The sequence below is a fragment of the Leucobacter sp. G161 genome (assembly GCF_001482305.1).
Classification (GTDB): domain Bacteria; phylum Actinomycetota; class Actinomycetes; order Actinomycetales; family Microbacteriaceae; genus Leucobacter.
Genome location: NZ_LOHP01000002.1, coordinates 68,166 through 90,699 on the forward strand (window position 1 = coordinate 68,166; position 22,534 = coordinate 90,699).

A 22,534-nucleotide genomic window follows, 5' to 3' on the forward strand; every position below is an offset into this window, starting at 1 on the left:
TCAGGGTCAATCTGGTGGGGCGAGTGCCGGGCCGCGGGGAAGCGCGGCCCGGCACTCCCGTCACTCGGTGGCGAGGATCGCCGCGAGCGGCTCTCCCGATGCGATGCGCGCGACAAGCGCGGGCTCTGCGGCGTCCGATGCGAGTGCGGCATCGAGGACGTCGTCGCCGGGGCCCTCCGGGGGAAGGATGAGCACGCCCTGGGCGTCACCCAGCACGAGATCGCCCGGCCGCACAGTCTGGCCTGCGATCTCGATCGTGCGATCCAGCGCGCCGTCCGGCTCGTTCGCGAGCTCGCCCGAGCGCTTCGTGGTGCGCGCGGTGAGGCCCGTCGAAAACACGGGCAGCTGGTCCTGCAGTTCGCGCAGCGCGGCCTGGTCTGTGACCGGGCCGTCGACGACGATGCCGGCCGCGCCCTGGGCGATGGCGGCGTGCGCGGTGACCGCGCCGACCGGGGCGTGGCCGCGACCCGCGACGCGGATCACGAGCACATCGCCCGGCTCGAGCGCGAGCAGCGCGCGGTTCACCGCGAACGCGTCAGGCTTCGTGAGGTCGAGCGTGCGTGCGCGACCCACGAGCTGCGGGCCGCTGTTGACCGGGCGCAGATCCTGGTCGCAGAACCCCTCCTCGAGGAAATGTCCGAGGGTCGGGATCTCGACGGTCTTGAGCGCCTCAATCAGTTCTTCGGTGGATCGACTCATGTTCAGGCCTCCTCGGTTGCCTCGTCCGCGCGGACGACGGCGACGCACTCAATCTCGAACGGAATGTCCCAGATATCAACGCACACGGTGGTGCGTGCCGGCTTCGCGTCGCCGAAGTACTCGGCGTAGATCCGGTTAAACGGCTCCCGCTGGGCGACATCGGTAAGGTACGCGTTCACCTTGACGACGAGGTCGAGGCCTGAGCCTGCTGCCTCGAGCACCGAGCGCAGGTTTTCGATGCAGACGCGCACCTGGTCCTCGAACGCCGCGGGGGCGGTGCCGTCCGCGTGGAACGGCACCTGACCCGTGGTGAAGACGAAGCCGTTCGCAACGACCGCCTGTGAGTAGGGCCCGATCGCCGGGGCGAGCCCCGGCGCCGAGTCGATCCGACGAATCACGACTCGACCGAGATTGCGCTCGTCGCGCCAACGCGGTCGATGTCGCGCTTGTGGTTATCGGTGAGCAGGAACAGTGCGATGAGCGATGCTGCCGCCGCGCCCGCGATGTACCAGGCAATCGAGTCGCTCTGGCCAGTCACGTCAAGCAGCCAGACGGTGATCGCCGGGGTGATTGCCGAGCCGAGCAGGCCGGAAAGCATGTACGCGATCGACAGGCCCGAGTAACGCACCTTCGAACCGAAGAGCTCAGCAAGGAACGTTGCGATCGGTCCGAAGTTCGCGGAGAACGCAATCATCATGAGGCCGTAGGCGAGGAACACCGCGGCGGTGTTGCCCGTGTTGATGAGCCAGAAGAACGGGAACGCGAGGACGATCTCGCCGATGATACCGGCCGCGATGATCGGCTTACGGCCAATGCGATCGGACAGGTAACCGAAGAACGGGATGAGCACGAGTGCGATGAGGCATGACAGCAGTACTACCCAGAGCATCATGTTGGCCGAGAAGCCCATTTCGCTCGTGCCGTAGTTCATGCCCGAAGCGACCATGAGGGTGAAGGTGGAGCCGGTCGACAGCGTCGCGATACCACCGAGCACAACCTGCTTCCAGTAGTGCTGCATGAGGTAGATGAAGGGCAGCTTCGCCTTCGCGCCCTGCTCGCGGACCTGCTGGAAGCTCGGGGTCTCTTCGATGTTCAGGCGGATGTAGATGCCGACAGCAACGAGGAGGATCGAGGCGATGAACGGGACGCGCCAGCCCCAGGTGAAGAGCGCTTCCTGCGAGACCGATGCGGTCACGATGAGGAACGCAACGTTTGCGAGGAGCGTGCCGAAGGGAACGCCGACCTGCACGAGCGAGCCGTACCAGCCACGCTTGTTCTCGGGGGCGTGCTCAACGGTCATGAGCACAGCGCCACCCCACTCGCCGCCGAGCGCGAGGCCCTGGATGATGCGGAGGAACAGCAGGATGAACGGAGCGGCGATACCGATCGTGTTGTAGTCGGGAATGAGCCCGATGAGCAGGGTCGCGGCGCCCATAGTGAGCAGCGAGACGAGCAGCATCGACTTGCGACCGAGGCGGTCACCGAAGTGGCCGAAGAGGATCGCGCCGACGGTGCGCGCGACGTACGCGGCAGCGAAGGTGAGGAACGAGAGGATCGTGCCGACAGCGGGCGGCAGGTCTGGGAAGAAGACCTGGTTGAAGACCAGCGCTGATGCGGTGCCGAACAGGAACAGGTCGTACCATTCGACCGTGGTGCCGATGACGCTCGCGGTAGCGATCTTCCGCATCTTCGACTGGTCGATTCGTCCGTTCGGGACAGCCTCGTCCGTAGCTAGCTGTGCAGTCATTGTTTCCTCCATGGAAATACGTTTTGGGCACATCTTCGGCCCACCTATCAACGGTCGCCTGTTCCCGATTCAGCGGCAATCGACATTCGCACACGGTTAACGCCATTCAATAGGCATCTGCACAATCGGAGTGAAAGTATTGCCCGATTCCGTCACTTACAGTGTGTGAATATTCAATACTATGGGAGTAACCACTTCCAAGGGAGGAGCAGCGTGACGAGCATGCCAGTGGCGACCACCCAGCAAGACGACTGGTGGATCGCGACCCTCGCAGACCTCCGCGGTGACATGGACGCGCTCGTCGACGATTTCGTCGCGAGACTGCGCGCCGTGGGCAGCGGCTACGAGGACGTGTCAGAGGCTGATGTGCGCTCCACAGCCCGCGAAACGCTCACACTCCTCATCACGGAGCTTCGGGGAGAACCCATCCCTCCCGCGCTCGCTGACCTTCCGCACCGCCTCGGGGTGCGGCGCGCCAGACAGGGCGTGGACCGCGACCGACTCCTGGAGGCAGTACGCCTCGATTACCGAGTGCTGTGGGCGGGACTCACACGCGTCGTCGCGCCTGCCGACGCTCGCCTACTCGTCGACCATGCGGAGGTGGTGCTCTCGACCGTGGAGGACTACATCGGCGAAGTGCAGGTCGCGTTCCTCAACGAACGCGAGATCTTGGCACTCGACACTCGCGCAAACGAGACGCGTGCCTTCGCAAGGCTACTTGCCGCCGAACGGCCCGAGGAGGTCGCCGCGGACGTCGCGCGTGAACTCGGTGTCGCTGCCGATGCGGAGTACGAGGTCATTCTCGTCCCCTCAGCGTCGGCAGCCGAGGCCAGGCGGCTCGTGTCAGCGATCCAGCACACCCGCAGCCGGTTTCTCGTGTGGGACTTCGACGACGGCGTACTGTTTGTGCGGCCGCGCGCCGAAGTACTCGCGAGCCACCCGCTCGCGGCCACGCGAGGCGTGGTCGTCGATGAAATCGCGGGGTTCGCCGGAGTCGCGGATGCGGCACGTCTCGCGCACAGGCTCGTGCCATATGCACCCGCGGGCCGCCTGAGCGACGAGCACGAACTCTGGCCACCGGTCGCCGCAGCGGCGCTCGCGCCCCTACTCCCCGGCCTGAGTGCCGCGGCCCTCGGTGGGCTCGAGAGCGTCTCGCCCGGAGACCGAGAACGGATCATTGGCACCTTCCTCGCCTACTGCGAGAGCGGCTCGGTGAAGCAGACCGCCGAGGCCGGGTTTGTGCACCGAAACACGGTCGTCAACCGGCTGCGCACCTTCCACGACCTCACCGGGATGGATCCGACGGTGCCACGCGATGCTGCCCGAGCCCTCATCGCGCTCGCAGACGCCAGCGGAGAGACGAGCAGTTCGCTTTGAATGTCCCCGGAGCGGCCTGATCCCAGCTGTTTCGCGGCCTGCGTTCTCTACGCTGAAACCATGAACTGCCCTAGTGACGGAACCACCCTGCTCATGAGCGAGCGCCAGGGAATCGAAATCGACTACTGCCCCCAGTGCCGCGGCATCTGGCTTGACCGCGGTGAGCTCGACAAGATCCTTGAACGCGCCCAGGCGGAGTCGGAGGCCTTCACCGCGCCACAGGCGCCGCAGCATCAGACCCCGCAGGCTCCGCAGCCGCCGATCGTCCCGCCGGCCGCACCGCCGCTGCCCGATCACTACGGCCAGCCGGTTCCCCCGCAGCCCTATGGCTACGACGATCGCGGCTACGATGATCGCGGCTACGACGATCGCGGCAAGAAGCCGCGCTATGACGATCGCGGCCGTTCAGGCTATGGCGACCCGCGCTACCGCAAGAAGAAGAGCCCCTTCGAGTTCCTCGGCGATATCTTCGACTCCTAGGCTCGGCGCTCGCTTGCCCTGCGCCCGCGCCCACCGCGTGCGCCCAAACAGGATGCTCTCAGCGAGATCAGGGTGTTTCAGCTGTAAAACAGGCATGACCTCGCCGAGATGATGGCAGGTGAACGATGTCGCTCGGGGCCGGGTGCCCGCTGGGCGGGGAGTCTAGGCCTCCGGATCCGCCGCGGCGCGGACAGCGGTACGGTCAGCGATGAGCGTGTCGCGCACGGTCCGCCGCAACACCTTGCCGATGAGTGACTTCGGCAGCTCCTCCCACACGAGGTAGCTGCTCGGACGCTTGAACTCGGCGAGCTGCTCGTGTGCGGCCGCGCGCGCAGCCGCCTCGTCGAACTCGGCTCCGTCCTCGAGCACGACGACAGCGGTCACCACTTCGGCACCGCCGCCGCGGGCGATCCCGACGACGGCGGACTCCGCTACGCCTGGCACCGTGTTCACGACCCGCTCGACCTCGCTCGGTGAGACGTTGAAGCCGCCCGTGATGATGAGTTCCTTCTTGCGGTCCACGACGGTGACGAAGCCGTCGTCGTCCTGCACGACGAGATCTCCCGTGCGCAGCCAACCGCCCTCGAGCAGCGTCGCCGCTGTCTCCTCGGGCCGGTTCCAGTAGCCCTTGAACACCTGCGGGCCCGCGATGAGTAGCTCACCGACCTCGCCGAGGGCGACCTGGCGGGTAGGCTCCTCCGGGTCGACGACGCGAATATCGGTCGACGGGAACGGGATGCCGATCGCGCCGATCCTGCGGGCGTCGCTGAAGGGGTTCGCGAGGGCGACCGGGCTCGTCTCGGTGAGGCCGTAGCCCTCGTTGAGCATGCTGCCCGCGAGCGCCTCCCAGCGCTTCACGACCGCCGGGGTGAGCGTCATCGCACCCGAGATCGCATAGACGACGCCGGTGAGATCGAGCTTGCCGTCGCGGGCGACGCGCGCGAGCCGGTCGAACATCGGGGGAACTGCCGGCACGAACGTCGGCGGAAAGCGCTTGGCCGCCTGCGAGACGAGCTCGGGGTCGAAGGTCGGGAACAGCACTGCGCGCGAGCCCGTCTCGACCGAGTAGATCACCGAGAGCAGCACGCCGAACGAGTGGAACATGGGCAGCAAGCCGTAGATGCTTCCTTCGCCGCGCGTAAAGTCTGGCATCCACGCGGCACCCTGGCGGGCGTTCGCCCAGAGGTTACCGTGCGTGATCATCGCGCCCTTCGGCGTGCCCGTCGTGCCCGACGTGTACTGCAGGCAGGCGACGTCGTCGCGACCTGGACGCGGGTGGTTCGCGGCAATCGGCTGCGCCTGTTCGAGGTCGGCGAAGTGGATCGCGCCCTCCGTTGGCCCCGTGAGCTTCGCGCGCGAGGCCTTCGCCTTCGCAATCGGGAGGCGCAGCGCCGCCCGGGTGGCGAACGGCATCGCACGGGTCACGTCGACGGCGATGACGGTGCGGATCCCGAGGTCCTTCGGCAGCGACTGCACGGTCGGCACAACCTTGTCCCAGGCGATAACTACCTCGGCGCGGTGATCTGCGAACTGTGTCTCGAGCTCGCCGCGGGTGTAGAGCGGGTTGTGTTCGACAACGATCGCGCCGAGCCGCAGCACCGCGTAGAACGCGATAACGTGCTGCGGTGCGTTCGGCATGATGAGGGCAACGCGATCCCCCGCACCGACCCCGAGGTCAGCAAGGCCCTGCGCGACGCGGGAGACGCGCTCGCCGAGCTCGCGGTAGGTGACCGTGCGGCCGAAGAAGCTGATCGCGTCGCGGTCAGCCCACTGGGCGCAGCGCTCGTCGAGCAGGTCCACGAGGGAGCCCGTCACCGGCTCGATGTCGATCGGAGTGCCCTTGGCGTAGAAGCGATTCCAGGCACGTGTGTCGTTGAGGTGCATAGGTATAAGGGTATCTGGGGTTTTCGGCTTGGGGCTTCAGTCTCGGCTCGCAGCCCTGGCCCGGCGCCCGCTCGCCCGGCGCAGCTCCCCCGGCCTCGCTCCCCTGCAGGCCCGGGCGGCTCCACCCGTGCGGCTGTCCGCCCCATTCCGCTGCCCCCTCGGGGCCTTGTTTTATCCTTTCCGAGCCTTGCAAGCCCGATATTCGCGGCAGAAAGGAAAAAACGGGTCGGTGAGGATGGCGCTGTCCGGATTGGCGTCTGGGCGTAGGCTCCCGGCCTGAAAGCGGGCAGCAGAGGTCAGTTCAGTTCGCGCACCGTCGCAGGAATGACTCCGTCAGCGTAGAGATCGATCGCGAGATCCTGGAACGCGGTGAGCGCTGCCCGCTGCGTCGTCGGCCCGTAGGAGATGCGGGCGACGCCAAGCTCCTCGTACTCGCGAGCAGTGAGCGCACCGGGAAGCCCGATCACGCTGATCTTGCGCTCGCCGATGCCCGCAACGAGCTGGCGCGTGGTGTCGGCGTCAAGCACGCCCGGCACGAACACCACGTCGGCGCCCGCCGCAAGATACGCGCGGCCGCGCTCAATCGCGTCGGCGATCGACTCTTCAAGCGGGCGACCGCCGCCGCGCACGAGCGCGTCGGTGCGGGCGTTCAGCGAGAACGGAACGCCTTCCGCCTCACCAGCTGCCACGATGGCCTCCACGTCGGCAACGAACTCGGCGAGCGGCCGCAAGCGATCCTCAACGTTCGCGCCCACGACGCCCTTACCAATTGCGCGGCGCACGGTCTCGCCCGAGTTGCCGTAGCCCCCGTCGAGGTCGGCGCTCACCGGTAGGTCACCAGCGGCCTCGACGATGCGACCGATCATGTCCAGCGTGAGCTCGAGCGGGATGTCGCCGTCGGCGTAGCCGTAGGTCGCTGCGATGGAGTGCCCCGCGGTCGCGATCGCACGCGTCTCGGGCAGTTCTGCAACAGCCTTTGTCGAGATCGCATCCCACACGTTCACGACGCGCAGGACCTCAGGGGCGGCATGGAGTTGGGTGAGGGTCTGGGCTTTTGCAGATTGTGTGCTCATAGTGCCAACGTATCAAGCTGGTGTCGGTGGCGGAAGGCGTTCCGAGGGGACACACAGGCAAGTTCGAAGAGACCAGGCCCGTTACAAACGTAGGCCCGGATCCGCGCAGAGCGGTTCCGGGCCTACGTTCTGCCGAGGACAGTACTAACCAGAGCTTAGAAGTCCCAATACTCGTCGCCACCCGCGTGATTCCGCGGATTATCGGCAGTCGTGGAGTTGTCGTGCCCCCAGCGTGCCACTGTGAAATGGGCTTCGTGTCCACCTCGCGAATGCGGTCGCTGGCATACTTCTAAGGGTAGTCGTGGAACGCTTATACCTCAACGGATTGGAGCGCGCGAAGTCGACTTTTTGGATCAACAACTACGACCGCCCTCAAAAGAATCTGAGACTACTGGCTAACGCCGAAGGGTGCGTCCGATCTGGAGCGTTCCGTCCGGCTTCGGCCTGCCGATTCGGACCAGACCGCGGCTTTGGAGGAATGCCAGGAAGTCCCGATTCTCCTGAGTTGGCTTGAACTTGGGAGACTTCGTTCCCTCGCGGTTGACGATGGCTGCGTAGTCTCCGCCGAGGATGTCGAGCGTGGTGACTGGATCAGCCACGAACTCGTCGCGTGCGCCGGGCAGAGTCAGCAACGCGAGAAGACGACCTCGCTCGGCGCCCAACCGAGCAAGCGCGTGAATCTCTGCTACCCCGATGCCGACACCTAGGTTCCGAAGGAAGCTAGCGATGGCATTTGCGTTCCGCATCGCGTGGGGGCCGATCAATAGCGTGTCGAGGTGGAGGTGCACATAAGTGCGGACCTCTGTTTCAATGGCTTCGCTCTCCAAGAAAGCAACGACGTCTTCAGGTTCGACGAGGTTTCCGACGTGACTCGCGTCAGGCGCAGGCTCCATGGCGAGCAAGGCTTCTCTGACAGACCAATCCAAATTTGAGTCGGCCACGGCACGGAACCCACCCGCCTCCCCCCATCCGTCATTAATGAGCTGCACCGCCACCGCTGGCTCCGCCGCCAGCAAGGAAGATTCAGAAAGAACGTAGTCACCGCCGAGATGCTCCAGGAGCTCTCTGAGGATGTCGGCTGAGAGGAGAGCCGGGAAGTGCCGGGTTGCAATAAGAACTGCTGCCAGGAATGGGGCAAGGTCAGCGTCGACGTTTCGCTCGGGGCACGAGTTTTCGTGCAATGCAGTCGCGATACCCTCGGTTATCCTTCCCTGATCCGCGAACCGTGCCATAAGGTTTCCCGTGGTGATCTCAACTCGGTTCTCGAGCAGCAGCGCCTCCTGCACAGATCCAGCGTTTGGCTCGATATCCATGACTCGCAGGGATGGACTTGAGTGATGGGCGACAGCCCTAAGGGTGCTGCCAGCGGATTCATCCCCTTCATCCAATTTGGCAAGATTCTCGAGAATCCTCGTCAATCCCTCAGAAGTTTCTGAGGTCACGACATCCTCGGACGGATCCTGCCTTTCGAGAAGTGTAAGGTACTCGTCGATGCGTGGGAGCGTGGCTCCAAGTGCGTCCTCATCGTCTTGGAGTCGCTCCAGTGACACCCAGCGAGGTTCCTCGTTACCCAAGATGGCGTTGAGGTTTGACAATGTCATCTCGAACTTCCCGGCGGCAACGAATACGCCACGAGCATCAGGTGAGAGCGGCTGCAGGTTCTCAACTATGACGCCGAAGTGAATCAAGTGGCGGGATACCACACGCGCTAGAGAGCCATCCAGTGTCAGCGATTCCAATGCCGAGTGGGCTTGCTGCGCATAGCGACGTACAGCTTCATTCTCAGACACCGAAGTGGGTGCCGAATCCGGCGACAAGCCCCTAATAGCTGCGTCGAAGAGTACGGTACGCCGGGCCTCTGGGACGGCCGAGTCATTTGCGACAAGGCCGACTGCGGCAGGCACCAGTCCGGTGAGCAATGACATGGCGTTCGCTAGCGAGGAGAGCGGCGCTTTGCTCCCATACCGACTAAGGAAGGCCCTGGTGAGGTTCTGATCTTCACCGGTCCAGCTTCTAAGCTGCGCGACGATTCGGTGTGCTTCATTTGGCAACTCGTCGAGTAGGTAAGCGAGTACGTGGATGTTGACCATGCCGGAACGCTCAAGTATCGCCGGGGAACGTTCCTCGATAACCTCTCGTATCGCGTCAGGTGAGACCGGAGCGAGAGGTCGACGCCCCGGATGCTCGGTGATCGATGTGATGAAGTTCTGCGCTTCGATGCCAAGGAATTGGGAATCGAACTGGGCGCTTAGGAGTGCGAAGTTTTGGGTCAGGTGCCCTGCAGCGATGAGATCAGACGCGAGGCCTTCCCCGATTGTCTCACCGACAATCTGTGCGAAAGACAGCGCCCCGGCTGGTCGCGATTTGCCGTCACTCCAGACGGGCGATTGCGGATCCAGTACGAAGTTCGGCGCGCTCCATAGCCCCTCCCATGTCGCACTCTCTAGGTCGCGGCGTTCGCGTTCCAGCCGGGCCCGTTCCTCCGCCGGTAGTGGGAGCGCCGTGGCCTCAGCGAAGCTCAACGAGACGTCGAAGCCTCTTTCAATTGCGTCCCGGCTGAGCTGCTTCCCGTTGTTGAAGGCTAGATTCTGCCCGGCCACGACCTGCCGCCAGAGCTCAATACTGGCTAGCTCATCGTGGCGGAGAGTGAGATAGTCGTCCGCGTACGGGTGGTTTCGTCGAACCCGTTGGAACTGAATACCGAGAGAGTCACCTCGTTTGACAATGTGCTCAGCAAGGTCCCTTGCGCGGGCCTGCTGGGACTCCTCTGACGGGTGCCCCAGACGGATGTTGATGCGGTCCAGGTTCTCGTGGACAAGAGCTTGAGAGAATCGCAACAGATCATGCAGCTTGCTCTTTCCGACACGAATCCGCTCGAAGTCAGCTACCTCGAGATTTTTATAAAGGATGAGCGCGAGAAGCCTGTCGGGGTTGAGCTCGACGGGGTGTTGACCAGGCCGAAGCAACCGATCTCTATACATCGAGAACTCATTACGAATGTTTCGAATCTGCCGCTGATCCGGGAAGTACTGAGCGATTGATCGAACGAGATCGTTCGAGGGACGTGCGTGCACATCCTGCGGCGTTGCGGGGCCTTCCCCCACAAGGAGGTCGAGCTCCTTCTTGAGGGCACCCCGAGCGTTCTGCTCAGTGACGAACGGGACGACGGGCACGATGAGGTCAAAGAACTTCGTCCGCGTGAATGCATCGTGGCGAACATCGTTAGTGGTCGTGACGGTTTCCGCGAGGAGTGAGTCTCGAATCGCATACACGAAAACGATGGGCCCAACATGAAAGCCCGGAGGGATCTCCTTGAGACTTTCTAGGGTATCAAGATCCAACTCCTCAGTCTTTGCCCAAGGGCTACGACTCTTGAGCCGGTTCCAAACTCCGAAGTTGCCATGAATCCGTTGAGGCTGTAACTGTGCGGAATGATTGAGCAACACGTTGAGTGCCCGAAGGTCTTCGAACACTTCGACGTTGTCGAATCGGTCCATGTCTTCAAGCACGAGGATGCGCTTCTTGGAGACTTGGAAGAAATAGACAATCTCGTCGAGGTAGTCATCGAAGTAACTACCGCTAGCGTCAGTGAGAGTCAGCTTTGCCGGTCCCGCGGTGAAGTCACTGATAGCAAGTCGACCATTTGTGATCCGCAGCAATAGGAACGTAACAAGGACCACACCTACCAAGGTCGGCACATAGAGTTCGGGGCGCCAGGCCAGGTTCGTGTCTTGCTGCGCGAAGGCCAAGATAAGCGTAATGAGCCACTGAACGGCAACGCCAGTTAGTCCAGCTAGGAACGCCCAACTGAGACTTCGAGGCCAATGAAACTTGCTCGTCCTGGGGAATCTCGAGGCCGGAGTCCTGGCCGGGTCCATGACATAGAGGATCTGCTTGACGATCTCCTTCTGCAAGTCGTTTGCAGATGCCCCTGGAGCCCGCTTGCCGATGACGCCGTCGTCCCCCGCAGGACGAACAGTCGCTAGCGAAACCTGAATGGTCTGTGCTGGGTATCGTTGCCCGAGGCCTTCTAGAATGCTGCTCTTTCCCGCACCATACGGTCCCGACAAGGCAATGTTGGAAACTTCGTCCGACTCGATGCCTTCTAGGAGAGCGCGAAGGTAGCTCCCATGCAAGGAGGGCGCATAGTGCGGGGCAAGGTCGTCGAGTCGGCGCCACGGCAATCGGTCCGGAGACACATCATTCGAGACGGAAGAACTTACTTCATTCCCTACCGATTCACCAGATTCGCTCTCCAATGAGTTCCTTTCGCAACTGTATAGTTCTGCTCCGATAATGCCATGCATGTGCGAATCATTAAGAAAACCGACTCCGCCTAATACGTACGTAGCGACGGCGCGCAGGATTCATGAGGGTTTCATTCGTTCAGCGACTCAAGTCAAGCTGAGCATAATAGTTCACCTTTACCTGACATCATCGTGGTCAGATTGATCGTATCCTCACGCCCCGTTGAGACGGTTCACGAGGGGGCTGTAGCCTCCTGCCAGCGCTATCCAGACCGCGGATCTCCTTGAGCGCGGCTTCAGCCCTTGCATGATCGATTCGCTGAGCCGCAGACTCGGGCCGGAGACCAAGCGGGCTCGGCGTCGTGACGGAGTATCGGTCGCGGTACGCAGCGATTGTCCGCGCTGCCGATAGCCAACGCTCGCGCCTCGATTCGGCAGTGGGAGCCTCACTCAGCGATGCGATCCATTGCTCACCGTCGGCGATGGCTTTGTCGAGCACTGCGTCGGCTCGCTGTGTGATGAGGTCCCGACGTTCATCGAGTGCCTGACGCATGTCATCAGCAATCTCACCCATCGTTTCGGGTACGAGCCCGACGATGAGCCTAGGTACCCTACGAGCGCGCCCCGCTCCGGCAGGACGAGCTGTAGCGGCGTTGAGCCGATGCCGCATCACCGCAGCGATGTCGTCCGCGTCGTCGAAGTCGCGTGCTCGCACCAGACGCGGGAGCAGAACCGCGAGATCATGGTGATTGGCTTCAGCTCGGCGCAACTCGGCAGTCAGCGGGCCGAATGCATCCGACGCAACCACCTCCTCGGCCTGCTCTGCGCTGAGACCAGATGTCTGCACCAGAGCAGCCCACCGATCGCCCTGCGCGGCCGCGGCAATCGTCTCGTATTCGGCGGCAAGCTGCGCAATCGTCCCCCAAGACTCTTGCTCGACGGCAATCGTTTCATGCGCGGAGAGTTCTGCGCCGACGTGTTGGAGAACACCAACGAGAACGCTGCGGCCGGTGACGTCGTCGTTCTCACCAGGATGTGGACCATCGTGGGAAGCGTCGGGCTTGTCGACGGCGACATAAGCGACGTTGGCGTCTCGACCCCGTGTCATCGCCACGTAGAGGGTCTCCCTGGTCATGGTCGAGTCGACGAGCACATGGGCAGTGTCGGTGGTGAGGCCTTGCGCTCGGAAGGATGTCACAGCATAACCGAGTTCGACATGCTCCGCGACATAGTCGGCTGGCAGAAGAACATTTGTCCCCCAGGAGCTTCCAGCCCGTCGAACAAGCATCGATCCGTCGCGGCGAACATCGACGACGTTCCAGCGATCCCCATTGCGCACCCAGCCGCGTCCAGCCAGCAGACGACGGTTGTTGCGGCGCGTGATGACGATGTCACCGGAAGCCACATGCGTCCCGTCATGCAGCTCGGATTCACGCGACCCGCGAACGGTACCGTCGATGATCAGATCGGTGCGCGCTCGGTTGTTGAGTGCAGTCACAGATTCATTGGAGTCTGAGACGAGAACCGTTGCACGCCCTGCAACGAGATCGCTGCGCCAGGCGGCGTAAGCCGCATCGACCATTCCCTCGGTTTCACCATCAACAACGCGTTGGTGCTCGTCGTAGATGTCGATGACTTCGGCGTGTCCATGCCGGAGGTCGAGTGACGCACGCTTTTCCCAGTCGTGCGCGAACCGGTGAACGTCGACAAGTTCAGGCACGTCGTCACGATCGTGCGTGAGCATCCCAAAGGCGCCGCCCGCGTCGACCGCCTGGAGTTGTGCGTAGTCGCCGACGAGTAGTACTTTCGCCCCGGCCTCATCGGCAAGCTGGGTGATTCGGTCCAGGGAGAGCGTTCCAGCGAGTGAGGCTTCATCGACGATGACGAGCTGGCCCGGCTGGAAGCTCTCACCTTCTTGCAGGTGATTCTGCCACCACTTCGCCGTGTTCTCGGTGTCGATCCCGAGATCCTCGGCAAGCACTTGTGCCGCACTCGAAGACGGTGCCAGCCCGACAACGGATCCTTGGCCGTGTTCCTTTTCCCATGCCCGGCGTAGTGCGTTCATGGCGGTCGTCTTCCCGGCGCCAGCTGGGCCGACGAGCAGATCAACGACACGACCGGACACAGCGATTTCCGTCAGCGCAGACGCTTGGTCCTCCCCCAATACCAACCCGTCACGGTCAGGCTCCCGCGTGACGCGTTCGACCGTCGCCAGCGAGACCGTCGGTGCTGTCGTTGTGTGCGCGAGTTGGAGCAGTCGCTCCTCGGCGTCGAGCAGCTGACCTGACGAGAACACCGTGGAGTTCTTTGGTCGGAACACCGACGACTCGTCGCTCCGGCGAAAAGCGGCGGGGCTGGATGCGAATTCAGGTGGCGTGAGCTGAATCGACACGGCTTCGGCAGCGTCGACCACCATGCCGATGATCGCTTCACGATCACGCGTGCTGGCAAACCGGTACCTCATCGTTTGGCGCGCAGCTTCGGCAGTGAGATTCCACCGGCGCCAGGTCGAACGCTTCTCCCCAACTGTGGCGACGACGCTCTCCCCCAGCCCACGGACTACGTCAAGGGGCAGATCATCGGCGCGTAGAAGCAACGGAGCCTCATTCGCCGTGACATCGCGTGCCCAACTGGTTGCATAGACACCAAGGACCTTGCCCACCCGCTGCCTCCACTGATCGGTGAGTTCAGCAAGGGAATGGATCTCCTTCTCCGGTCTTGTGGCGAGCGTCGCTTGGGCGCGCAGTTTGATGATCGTCGTGCTGGAGGGTCGCCTGCCGTGCTTCTCCACGTACGCAGCGATGAGACGATCCTTCTCCTCATTGATGTGCCGTGAACGCGACGAGAACTCTGACACGAGTTGCTCAGGGACCTTCGCGATAGCCCAAGCCGCATTGCGGTCCCGTCCGCGATCACGCGTTTCCCACTCAACCCCGAAGAGCCGCGTGAGGTGATCAGCGAACACCGTTTCATGAAACTCCGAGAGCGCCACCGTCGCAGCGTGCAGGGGACGCCCGTCCAAGCTCCGCCATTTACTGTCGAGCACGGTCTGCACCTTGTTGCTGATCACGACATGCGTGTGCAGATGTGGGTCGCCCGCGCGTGAGTCGTAATGGTCGTACGCTGTTGCGATCAACCCACGCACCTCGACCTGCGCAACGGCACCGTCCCCGGGGGTTGCACCGGCGCGAGTGGCTGCAACCTCGCGCTCCATGAACGCAACCACCTCTGCAACCGCGGCATGGTGTGCGTTGACGATGAGCGATTGCGTTCCCGCGTCAGCGACGGCCCACAGCACGGAGGCAGACTTCGGGATGGAGAAGGTGAAGTCGTATCCGGCTACTGCTCGCCGCGTGCCGCGCTCAGATTCTTCGGCTTCGATCGCCGCGACAGCTCGGCCCCGAGCGGTCGGACCCAGCTCAGGATCAATCGCGCTTGCGCGCTCTTCAACGCGTTCAGCCACCGATTTGTATGCCGGGTAGGCGCGCCCAAGCGGATCACCAGTGAGCGGATCACGACCCATGCCAATCAGCAGCTGAAGCTGTGCTTCGGTGACTTCATCGCCTTCGTGAAGCTGACCGCTTCCGAGCGCGGGGAAGCCGCTGCCCATCCATCGCCCCGGCGGAGTACCGTCGGCGTTGTAGTACCGCGTCAGCGGTGTCGAGAGATCTCGCTCGCCATCACCGGCGGCCACCGTGCGAAGCAGGTACTTGTAGCCGTCACCAGCTGACATCACCCGCATCGACACCGTCATCGCCACTCACCTTCCCTCCGTCAAGGAGGAGGTGGACAAGCAGGATCGATAACTTCAAAAGTCACATGCGAATGGTCACTGCTGGTGCAGGGTCCGTATTCGCGCGGGGCGAATAGCACACGAGAAGTTCGAGCTTGCGATCGTGAATGTGGGATGCATGGTTAGCCTTGACAAGTGACTATTTGCTGGATGTGTCAGACCGCTGAGGCAACTACCGGAGAGCACAAGTGGCCTGCCTCCTACCTTCGGCGCATCCCTGAACCGTGGAATCAGCTACAGCACGGCAACTGGGACGGAGATCGCTTCCATACGCAGGGCGTTCGCTCCCAGAACCTCATGCTGCCGGTGCTCTGCGCGAACTGCAACAACTCGATTTCCCGCAATCAGGATCGAGCGCTCGATGCCTTCCTACAGACGGTAGCCAGCCACGAACGAGAGGTGATTCGCAGCAGAGCGGTCGACCTGTCGCTTGCGACTGGGCATGATCCCCTCGATATTTACCGTGCGTTGCTCAAACTGGAGTTCTCTCGCCTCTACGACGATGGCATACCGGTACCGGACGCGGTAGCCGATTTCGTATCGGGCGGCACAGATTGGCGGACGGTGAATGGTATCGTCCGTGTGCAGTTTCGAATAGTAGTGAACCTACTCGAGATGGGCTTCTCATACCCCTCAGACTCAGACGCCCCATATTACGAGCAGCCCTATTTCATCACCCACCAGATCAATTTCGGATGGTTGGGAGTCCACTACTTATTTGCGCCTGACGAGAGACCAGAACTCCCTTGGCCAGAATGGTGCATGACCCGAGCACCTCTGCGGCCTTGCATGACTGATGGTCGAGCTATGCAGCCACCATACTGATCAGTGGCCGCTATGTATGGAGGGTAGCGGAGCCGCGAGGCTATCGAAAGAACCCCGGAATCGTAGCCTGAATCTTCATTTCCAGAGCCTCCAATAAGGTCGTCGGCCAGGCATAGTAAGACGTCACATAGCTGAGCGCATTATAGAAGGCAGCGAGAGCAGCTCGTGCTTCATCCTCGATAGGTCCCATGCCGACGTGCAGGTGGGCTACCGCGTGGCCGCTCGTCTCATCACCCTCCCACTCGCGAAGCTGCCGTGCTGGATAGAGGGTCGGATGAGTCCTGTTAGAGAGGAAGCCGTAGATCCCCGATGCCTGCTCCTGTGTGATCGTGCCGCCGGCAGCTTCAGTTAGGGCGTACATCTCCTTGACTGCATCCTCGAGCTTCGGCAACTTCTGACGGTGCAGCTCGTATTCGCCGAGTATCTGCTTGGTCGTGTCGGGAAATCTTGCGAGGATCTGCTTCTTGAGCTGCCGGTATCGGTCCGCTGAATGCACATGGCTCGCGTGCAACTTGCCGTACATATAGCCAGCGTTCTTCTTCGCCTCCTCTGCACTCTTGAGTTCTTCGAGGTAGCAGCGCGCAAGCCGATCTTCCGCGGGTTCGCCTTGTCCCCCGAGGACCCATATGGCGTGAGCGCAGTTTTCGATGATTGATCGAATGAGCAGAGCTGGAGAGAACAGCACCTCCCCGCTTGTATAGAGACTCGCCAGGCCCCCGAGATGCCCGCTTGAAGTAAGGAGGAAGGTCTGAACAACATCTGCAATCAATCGATGACCGGTCTCAACCCGAGGTTCAGGAAGCAGGGGATCGGGTGATGGGAGCCGGAGAGCGTCCTCCTCTGCAGGAGATCCTGGGGCCGGAGTCCAGTGGAAGCGGTCCGCAATCTCATGAAACGCAGCACGACAGGCTAGCGACAGAGTCGCGAGTTCCTCAAGACGAGTCTGGAACTCCGGTGTTGCGGTCTGCCTGTTTGCCATGTCTTGAAGGCTACTAGCAGTGCACGTTTGCGCCATAGGAAGTAGTCCCCACGACAGAGGTCGACCAGGTTGGTGTGCTGGAGATGCGCCGGAACCACGAGGAGTATGGCCGACCATCGTGCCGAGGTGAGCCATATGGGCGAGTGCTTTGCTTAGCGGGGAACTTAGAGAGGCCCCAGGAGACGCCGTGCGGCGCTGTCGTATCGGTGACCAGGATCACGAAATTCAGATGACGGTAACCTCAGGATATGACCTTGAGCGAGCGAACCGTCGGAATCATGATCGACCAGGCCGCAGAATGGGGTCACAGTGAATTGACAAGCTTGCTCATGCGTTCAGGCGTCGGCAAGGGTGATCCTGGTCATGAAAGCGGGCTCAGCAGAGCCAAACGTGCCGGAGCTGCGTTGAAACAAGCGCACGATGATGAAAATGACACCGGGTTGCTGGATGTCGCACGCAATCTCTTGAACACCTCACGACCTGCCAATCCCAAGGAGCAATGGGTGCAGGACTTGACCGCCAGCCTCCGTAATGACGGACAACTCGCGCAAGCGCAGATCACACAGGGAGATGCAACAGTGTGGCCGCCGGTGCCGGAAACCATCCGTTGGACTGTAGAGCCGCTGGGAGGTGATGAGATTCCGCTCCCACCACAAGCAGGTTCTCTGCAGCTGCTCCTGGAGGAACGTGGCCTCGCCATCGCAGCGACGCATCTTGCACAAGCGTTTCGCTCGTTTTCAAAAAATGATCTCGAAGCCTCGAACTCCCAGTTGCGCCCCACCTTAGAGAGCGTGCTGATCTTCATTGCAGAAAGCCGCACGTCTTGGCGGGGAAGCTCCGGTGGGCAGGCCATCGAAGCGATGAACCAAGCGGACCTGTTCGGGAAAGGCGAGTACGAGTATGTGATTGGTCTATGGAGGATGAGCCACAAGAACGGCTCCCACCCGGGGCTTAGCAACGACGAGGAAGCACTGTTCCGCTTCCATGCTGTTGTCTCCTTGGTGCGCTTTCTCGTCCACAGATTCTGCTAACTCCGCTTCTACAGAAACCCGGCGGAGGATCTCTCTGAGTAGCCTTTTACTGGCGCAGGGGCCGTATTCGAGTCCCGCGAATACGGGCTGGCTCAGGTGTCTCGCTGGGTCACGTATTCGGACCAGTCGCGGCCCGCGAGAGCAGCCCATTTGACGGCAGTTTTGTTGGCGACGCCGATGAGTTCGGCGAGAACTGGGGCGGGAACCTCGCCGGCGAGGGAATACATGGCGGCGTGGCGGGAGTAACCTGGCTTGATCCCGACCGCGACGAGGTGGCCGCGAAAGGTTTCTCTGACGAGGTGGCGTCCAGGGTGTCTGCCTGGGAACAGCCAGCCGTGTTCACGGCTCACGATCGAGGGGGTGCCGCGCTTGGCAAGGTAGCAGCGCAGCAGCGAGTCGAGTCCTGGAGGCATCTCGATTGGGATGGTGTCGAATGTGACGAGAACGCGGCCGTTGTGTTCGAGGGTGATCTGATCGGCGCGCATCGCAATTATCGTTTCGAGAGGTTGGGCAAACAGGAGCGTAAAGAGCCCGCCGATACGCACGTAGAGCGGGGTCGCTGCATCATGGAGCAGTTGGCTGATTTGGTTCCAGCGGTCGGCATCAGAGACGACAACTTCCGGGGTCGTCTGCCCACGCCAAGGGATGTTGATGCGAGTGTTGGTGCGGGTGCGTCGCAACCACGCGATGAAAGTCTGCTGGCTGTTGCGCCCGCCGGGATATTCAGCGAGGTAGTGCTCAAGCTGGGTTTGGGTGAGCATATCGAGAGTGGTTTCGTGCATGCTTGCCCAGAGAGCGAGACGGACTGCGCCGTTGATGTTCGCTCTGGCGGCATAGATCACTGATTTGTTCAGTTTGCCGCGTTCAGCGAGGCTACGTAGCCTGCGAAGGTGATGCCAATGCGCATAACGGGAGATCATCGCAGTACTGTCTGGGTCGAGGGGGTCAAGGAGGTCTATGAGCCAGCGCTCGATCTGCTCGATGGGCGGGTAATACGGGGGCAAAACGCCGGTGCTGGTGAGCAGTTCGCGGAGGTAGTTGTGGGAACGGTCGGCGGGCAGCCGCCGGAACGTGTCATGGTTGATCGGTAGTTCGCCCTTGGCCATGAGCGCGAGTAGCCGTGCCCCGGTGGCTGGCGGCTTCTTCAACCAGGTGATCACGCTCTGCGGCCTGGGCGTGGTGAGCAATTCATCGTAGAGAGACTGCAGTTCGGGGTGGAGCCTCCCGGTTGTCGGGTCGGTGAGTAGTGCGGTGAGGCGCTCGGCGAGGATGCAGCGGGCGCAGCGCTCGGCCCCGTAGGGGTGATCTTCGCGCCCGCATTCAGCGCAAGCGAATACCGATGTCTCACCTGCGCAAGTGGCGCAAACGAGCACGTTGGGACTACTCACCGATGGGTAGGCGACCGGCCGCAACTCGAAGCATTCCGGGCAGATGTGCGGATGGTAGGCGAAGTGACGGCGGCAGCGGTAGCAGATCGGTCCGGTCGGCAGCATGACCGTCGTGCCTGGTGCTCCGCAGCGCGAACACTCCTGGTAGCGGTTCTGGTTCACTCGCCAATGCCGTCGGGGCGGCGCACACGGGCGCGAATCGGACGGATGTCCCCGATACCTGCCCCGTGGTCGTTCACTACTGATGCTTGCCGGTGTTCCTCGACGTGGAGTTCGAGGAGATCTGACGGGGTGCAGTCGAGGATGTCGCAGAGCGCGGCAAGCAGGTCTGTGTTGATCCGCTGTGGTGGTTTCGTGACGGTCCGGTGGATCATTTGCCGGGAGATCTCAATCCCACGCTCGCGCAGCGGTTCGACCAAATCAGTGGTCTGGAACATGCCCTTCGCAGCCATGAGCTGGCGCAAGTGCCAGAGCATCGTCAGTTTCTTTGTCATCATTCCTCCCGGGGTTCGTAGACGCGTGCGAGCGCGGCTTTGAGTGTTTTGGTCTTGAAGTCGTTGGACACCGAGGTGTAGATCGCCGTGGTCGAGGCGTAGGAGTGGCCGACCTGCTCGGTCACGAACCGTTCTGGGTAACCGAACTCGATCAGATGCGTCACATACGAGTGCCGCAGGCAATGCAACGACAGGTCGGCATCGAGCCCGGCCTGCTCGCGCAACCACAAGAATCGGCGGTCCATCGTATCGACCGAGATGCGTTGGCGGCGCTCAGTCAACCAGAGCACATTATCTCCGACTCGTGCAAGTAACGGTCTGGCCTGCTCGACCCATTGCCGCATCCCGTCGACCACCCAGTCAAACTCAGGAACCGTCAGCACGGTCCGCCTTCGGGGCGTACCGCCCCGAACTGCCTTCCCGTAGCGGACATGGACCGCGCCATACGCACCCCACTGGCGCATGTGCGGGTTCGGGCGCAAGTCCGGGATGTCGAGGTTGCAAAGCTCTCGGCGGCGCAACCCGTAGGCGTAACAGGTCTTCACCATCTGCGCGTCGCGCAACGCAGCCCATGCGCCCTTACGACCCGAGTGCGCGGTCTGCTCCACTCGCGTGTCGAGGAAGTCGAACAGGTGCTGCAACTCGTCATAGCTGAACGGTCGACGGCCCGGTCGGCCCTCATAGTCATTCAGGTGCGCGACCGTGTTGAAGTCGTGGCAGACCTGTGACGGGATCTCATCGAAGCGCTGCTCACACTCGGCCACCCACCCGTAACGGCCGTCGAGCAGGTAGTCGCAGAACATCCGCAACGTCAGGTGATAGCCGCGGATTGTCGACGGTGCCAGACGTGAGCTGCCGCTCATCAATGACAGCGTGAAGTCTTCCACATCGCCCGGCCCCCACTGCCACGGAAACGAGCCCGCGAACTCGGTGAACCGGCGCAGTAACGCCATCCGGGGCTCGATCGTCGCATCAGCGAGCAGCCTGGACTTCTGCTGTCGCTCCCACCCAACGAGCATCGCATCGAACACCGCCGCCTGCTCGTTCAGATGGATCACACCCGAAGCTAGCACCAGCCGCACAGACCCCGGAATCTCCACCATCACACCACCCCGATCGGTAAACTCTAATTTGTCAATGACAAGCTTAAGTTACCATATGATGGCGATCTCACTACCTGATTCAAGCCCAAGATCGCGCACGAGGCCATTCGCACCCCTGCGCATGCTTGGGTCGTCAACTTTAAGTTGATTCGCCGCAATTGACCTCGATCTGCAAGACGCGTGGTAGATCGGTGACTGGCGCCAGGTTGACCATCCTGAACATGCCGCGAGTCAGCAATGTCAGGGGTGCAACCTACGATTCTCGTAGCGGCATCCACTTTGGATACCCGAGCCATGCATAACAGGAGAACCGTTGGCACTTCCACGCATAGGAGCAGAAGAATCTATGTCATTCATCCAAATGTTCGGCGGGACATTCGGCACAAAGCGGGTGTTGGTTACTCCTCGGCCAGAATCGCCCAGCCGCAGCATTGCCGAGTTCGATGCGCTCGTGCAGGCTGACTCGGTCGATTTCAATGTGGACACCCCCATCTATGAAGGTGATCTTCTTGAATGGGACGATCCTCGCGGCGGGCAAAAGCGAGTACGCGCCAGTGAAGTCCAGGTATTTGATGCTGGCAACATGAATCTGCGACACATTTCAGTCAAATGGGCCAACGGCGCCCAAGCTCCAACGCCCAGTACGAATCCGGGCCACACGATAGTAGTCAACGGCAATAACGTGAACATCGCGTTTGAAGGCAGCACGATCACCCAGCAGGTACCAATACAAACTGAGTATGCCGCGCTAGTCGATGTCGTCGGACGCGCGCTCGCTTGCATTGAACAGACGGCAGGTATCGATGCTGATGAAATCGAGGTAGCTCACGAAACAGCCATCGCAGTCATTGAGGAAAGCACCAAACCTGCCCCAGACGCCAAAACGATCAAGCGACTCTTGCCGACCCTTCGTGGCGTCCTAACCTCTGCAGTGAATGCTGGCGCAGGTGCTGCAGCCTCACAGCTCGTGAGCCAGCTCATCACCTAGAAAAGCCAGCAAGACCCAGAATGCCCCTTTGCGTTGGGCTTGTCCAATAAACTCGAAGCCCGCCCAATCCTGCTCTAATCAGCCTTGATCCGGTAAAGTCCGGCATAGAGCTATTTGACCGTACGAACTATTGAGGGTGGATCATGGCCGAGCCTTGGTTGGGTGCCGACGAAATCGCCGTGCATCTTGGCGTTTCCAAGGACACCGTGTACGCCTGGATCAGCACCCAGCAGATGCCCGCTCACAAGGTCAGTCGGCTCTGGAAGTTTCAAACAAGCGAAGTAGACGAGTGGGTACGCCAAGGCGGCGCCTCAACACAGGAGAACGAATAACGGATGTCACGACTCACGGGTCTGATGCACGTTTAGGTGACAGTTTGGTCAGGCCGCGAGTGCGACCTGTTCGTTCATGATGGTCTCGTATTCG

At 61.8% G+C, this 22,534-nt stretch carries 16 protein-coding genes; 5 read left to right on the forward strand and 11 right to left on the reverse strand.

Annotation, left to right across the window (positions count from 1 at the left end; all coding sequences use genetic code 11):
- Positions 1-60: 60 nt before the first annotated feature.
- From AUL38_RS00740 to AUL38_RS00750, 3 genes are read right to left on the reverse strand one after another with little or no spacing between them, the layout of a single operon-like run.
- A complete protein-coding gene (locus tag AUL38_RS00740) occupies positions 61-699 on the reverse strand; it encodes an RraA family protein (RefSeq protein ID WP_059058298.1) in 639 nt (212 codons plus the stop codon).
- Positions 700-701: 2 nt separating this feature from the next.
- Positions 702-1,097 (reverse strand): RidA family protein, encoded by a 396-nt coding sequence (locus AUL38_RS00745; RefSeq protein WP_153006405.1) that lies wholly within the window; start codon positions 1,095-1,097, stop codon positions 702-704.
- On the reverse strand, positions 1,094-2,446 hold the full coding sequence (locus AUL38_RS00750; protein ID WP_235590539.1) for an MFS transporter: 1,353 nt from the start codon (positions 2,444-2,446) through the stop codon (positions 1,094-1,096). The genes AUL38_RS00745 and AUL38_RS00750 overlap by 4 nt, the downstream gene beginning before the upstream one ends.
- Before the next feature lie 222 nt (positions 2,447-2,668).
- Here AUL38_RS00750 and AUL38_RS00755 point away from each other — a divergent pair, with 222 nt between their 5' ends.
- Both AUL38_RS00755 and AUL38_RS00760 read left to right on the forward strand, forming a co-directional pair.
- The gene (locus AUL38_RS00755; RefSeq protein ID WP_235590543.1) at positions 2,669-3,823 is read left to right on the forward strand and encodes a CdaR family transcriptional regulator; all 1,155 of its coding nucleotides are present in this window, start codon (positions 2,669-2,671) and stop codon (positions 3,821-3,823) included.
- A gap of 60 nt (positions 3,824-3,883) precedes the next feature.
- The gene (locus AUL38_RS00760; RefSeq protein WP_059058340.1) at positions 3,884-4,303 is read left to right on the forward strand and encodes a zf-TFIIB domain-containing protein; all 420 of its coding nucleotides are present in this window, start codon (positions 3,884-3,886) and stop codon (positions 4,301-4,303) included.
- 162 nt (positions 4,304-4,465) lie between these two features.
- On the opposite strand, the gene AUL38_RS00765 is transcribed toward AUL38_RS00760, so the two are convergent.
- From AUL38_RS00765 to AUL38_RS00790, 5 genes are all read right to left on the reverse strand, one after another.
- Complete coding sequence (locus tag AUL38_RS00765; protein ID WP_059058304.1) at positions 4,466-6,187, reverse strand: long-chain-fatty-acid--CoA ligase; 1,722 nt, start codon at positions 6,185-6,187, stop codon at positions 4,466-4,468.
- 296 nt (positions 6,188-6,483) lie between these two features.
- Positions 6,484-7,260: an isocitrate lyase/phosphoenolpyruvate mutase family protein gene (locus AUL38_RS00770; protein ID WP_059058307.1), complete on the reverse strand. Its 777-nt coding sequence runs from the start codon at positions 7,258-7,260 to the stop codon at positions 6,484-6,486.
- A 395-nt stretch (positions 7,261-7,655) separates the two neighbouring features.
- Positions 7,656-11,567 carry a hypothetical protein gene (locus tag AUL38_RS00775; protein WP_369795264.1) on the reverse strand — a complete coding sequence of 1,304 codons (3,912 nt, stop codon included), beginning with the start codon at positions 11,565-11,567 and terminating at the stop codon, positions 7,656-7,658.
- Between the two features lie 136 nt (positions 11,568-11,703).
- Positions 11,704-15,261 (reverse strand): MobF family relaxase, encoded by a 3,558-nt coding sequence (mobF, locus tag AUL38_RS00780; protein WP_059058310.1) that lies wholly within the window; start codon positions 15,259-15,261, stop codon positions 11,704-11,706.
- 904 nt (positions 15,262-16,165) lie between these two features.
- On the reverse strand, positions 16,166-17,104 hold the full coding sequence (locus AUL38_RS00790) for a hypothetical protein (protein ID WP_059058315.1): 939 nt from the start codon (positions 17,102-17,104) through the stop codon (positions 16,166-16,168).
- Positions 17,105-17,352: 248 nt separating this feature from the next.
- Here AUL38_RS00790 and AUL38_RS00795 point away from each other — a divergent pair, with 248 nt between their 5' ends.
- The gene (locus AUL38_RS00795; RefSeq protein WP_059058317.1) at positions 17,353-18,135 is read left to right on the forward strand and encodes a hypothetical protein; all 783 of its coding nucleotides are present in this window, start codon (positions 17,353-17,355) and stop codon (positions 18,133-18,135) included.
- 92 nt (positions 18,136-18,227) lie between these two features.
- Here the strand turns inward: AUL38_RS00795 and AUL38_RS00800 are convergent, their stop codons facing one another.
- Genes AUL38_RS00800 through AUL38_RS00810 form a run of 3 tightly spaced genes read right to left on the reverse strand, consistent with a single transcriptional unit; the run spans position 18,228 to position 21,075 of the window.
- Positions 18,228-19,685: a hypothetical protein gene (locus AUL38_RS00800; protein ID WP_153006407.1), complete on the reverse strand. Its 1,458-nt coding sequence runs from the start codon at positions 19,683-19,685 to the stop codon at positions 18,228-18,230.
- Entirely contained in the window at positions 19,682-19,999 is a 318-nt protein-coding gene (locus tag AUL38_RS00805; RefSeq protein ID WP_235590540.1) for a helix-turn-helix transcriptional regulator, read from the reverse strand. Before AUL38_RS00805 ends, AUL38_RS00800 begins: the two co-directional genes overlap by 4 nt.
- A 17-nt stretch (positions 20,000-20,016) precedes the next feature.
- Entirely contained in the window at positions 20,017-21,075 is a 1,059-nt protein-coding gene (locus tag AUL38_RS00810) for a tyrosine-type recombinase/integrase (protein ID WP_235590541.1), read from the reverse strand.
- Between the two features lie 391 nt (positions 21,076-21,466).
- Here AUL38_RS00810 and AUL38_RS00815 point away from each other — a divergent pair, with 391 nt between their 5' ends.
- Positions 21,467-22,108 carry a hypothetical protein gene (locus AUL38_RS00815; RefSeq protein ID WP_059058324.1) on the forward strand — a complete coding sequence of 214 codons (642 nt, stop codon included), beginning with the start codon at positions 21,467-21,469 and terminating at the stop codon, positions 22,106-22,108.
- Positions 22,109-22,251: 143 nt separating this feature from the next.
- The gene (locus tag AUL38_RS00820; RefSeq protein WP_059058326.1) at positions 22,252-22,440 is read left to right on the forward strand and encodes a helix-turn-helix domain-containing protein; all 189 of its coding nucleotides are present in this window, start codon (positions 22,252-22,254) and stop codon (positions 22,438-22,440) included.
- Positions 22,441-22,534 lie beyond the last annotated feature (94 nt).

Coding starts and splice junctions, on each gene's coding strand:
- AUL38_RS00740 (WP_059058298.1), bottom strand. CDS start 699: ATGAGTCGATCCACCGAAGAACTGATTGAGGCGCTCAAGACCGTCGAG.
- AUL38_RS00750 (WP_235590539.1), bottom strand. CDS start 2,446: ATGACTGCACAGCTAGCTACGGACGAGGCTGTCCCGAACGGACGAATC.
- AUL38_RS00755 (WP_235590543.1), top strand. CDS start 2,669: ATGCCAGTGGCGACCACCCAGCAAGACGACTGGTGGATCGCGACCCTC.
- AUL38_RS00760 (WP_059058340.1), top strand. CDS start 3,884: ATGAACTGCCCTAGTGACGGAACCACCCTGCTCATGAGCGAGCGCCAG.
- AUL38_RS00765 (WP_059058304.1), bottom strand. CDS start 6,187: ATGCACCTCAACGACACACGTGCCTGGAATCGCTTCTACGCCAAGGGC.
- AUL38_RS00770 (WP_059058307.1), bottom strand. CDS start 7,260: ATGAGCACACAATCTGCAAAAGCCCAGACCCTCACCCAACTCCATGCC.
- AUL38_RS00775 (WP_369795264.1), bottom strand. CDS start 11,567: ATGCATGGCATTATCGGAGCAGAACTATACAGTTGCGAAAGGAACTCA.
- mobF (WP_059058310.1), bottom strand. CDS start 15,261: ATGACGGTGTCGATGCGGGTGATGTCAGCTGGTGACGGCTACAAGTAC.
- AUL38_RS00790 (WP_059058315.1), bottom strand. CDS start 17,104: ATGGCAAACAGGCAGACCGCAACACCGGAGTTCCAGACTCGTCTTGAG.
- AUL38_RS00795 (WP_059058317.1), top strand. CDS start 17,353: ATGACCTTGAGCGAGCGAACCGTCGGAATCATGATCGACCAGGCCGCA.
- AUL38_RS00805 (WP_235590540.1), bottom strand. CDS start 19,999: ATGCTCTGGCACTTGCGCCAGCTCATGGCTGCGAAGGGCATGTTCCAG.
- AUL38_RS00815 (WP_059058324.1), top strand. CDS start 21,467: ATGTCATTCATCCAAATGTTCGGCGGGACATTCGGCACAAAGCGGGTG.
- AUL38_RS00820 (WP_059058326.1), top strand. CDS start 22,252: ATGGCCGAGCCTTGGTTGGGTGCCGACGAAATCGCCGTGCATCTTGGC.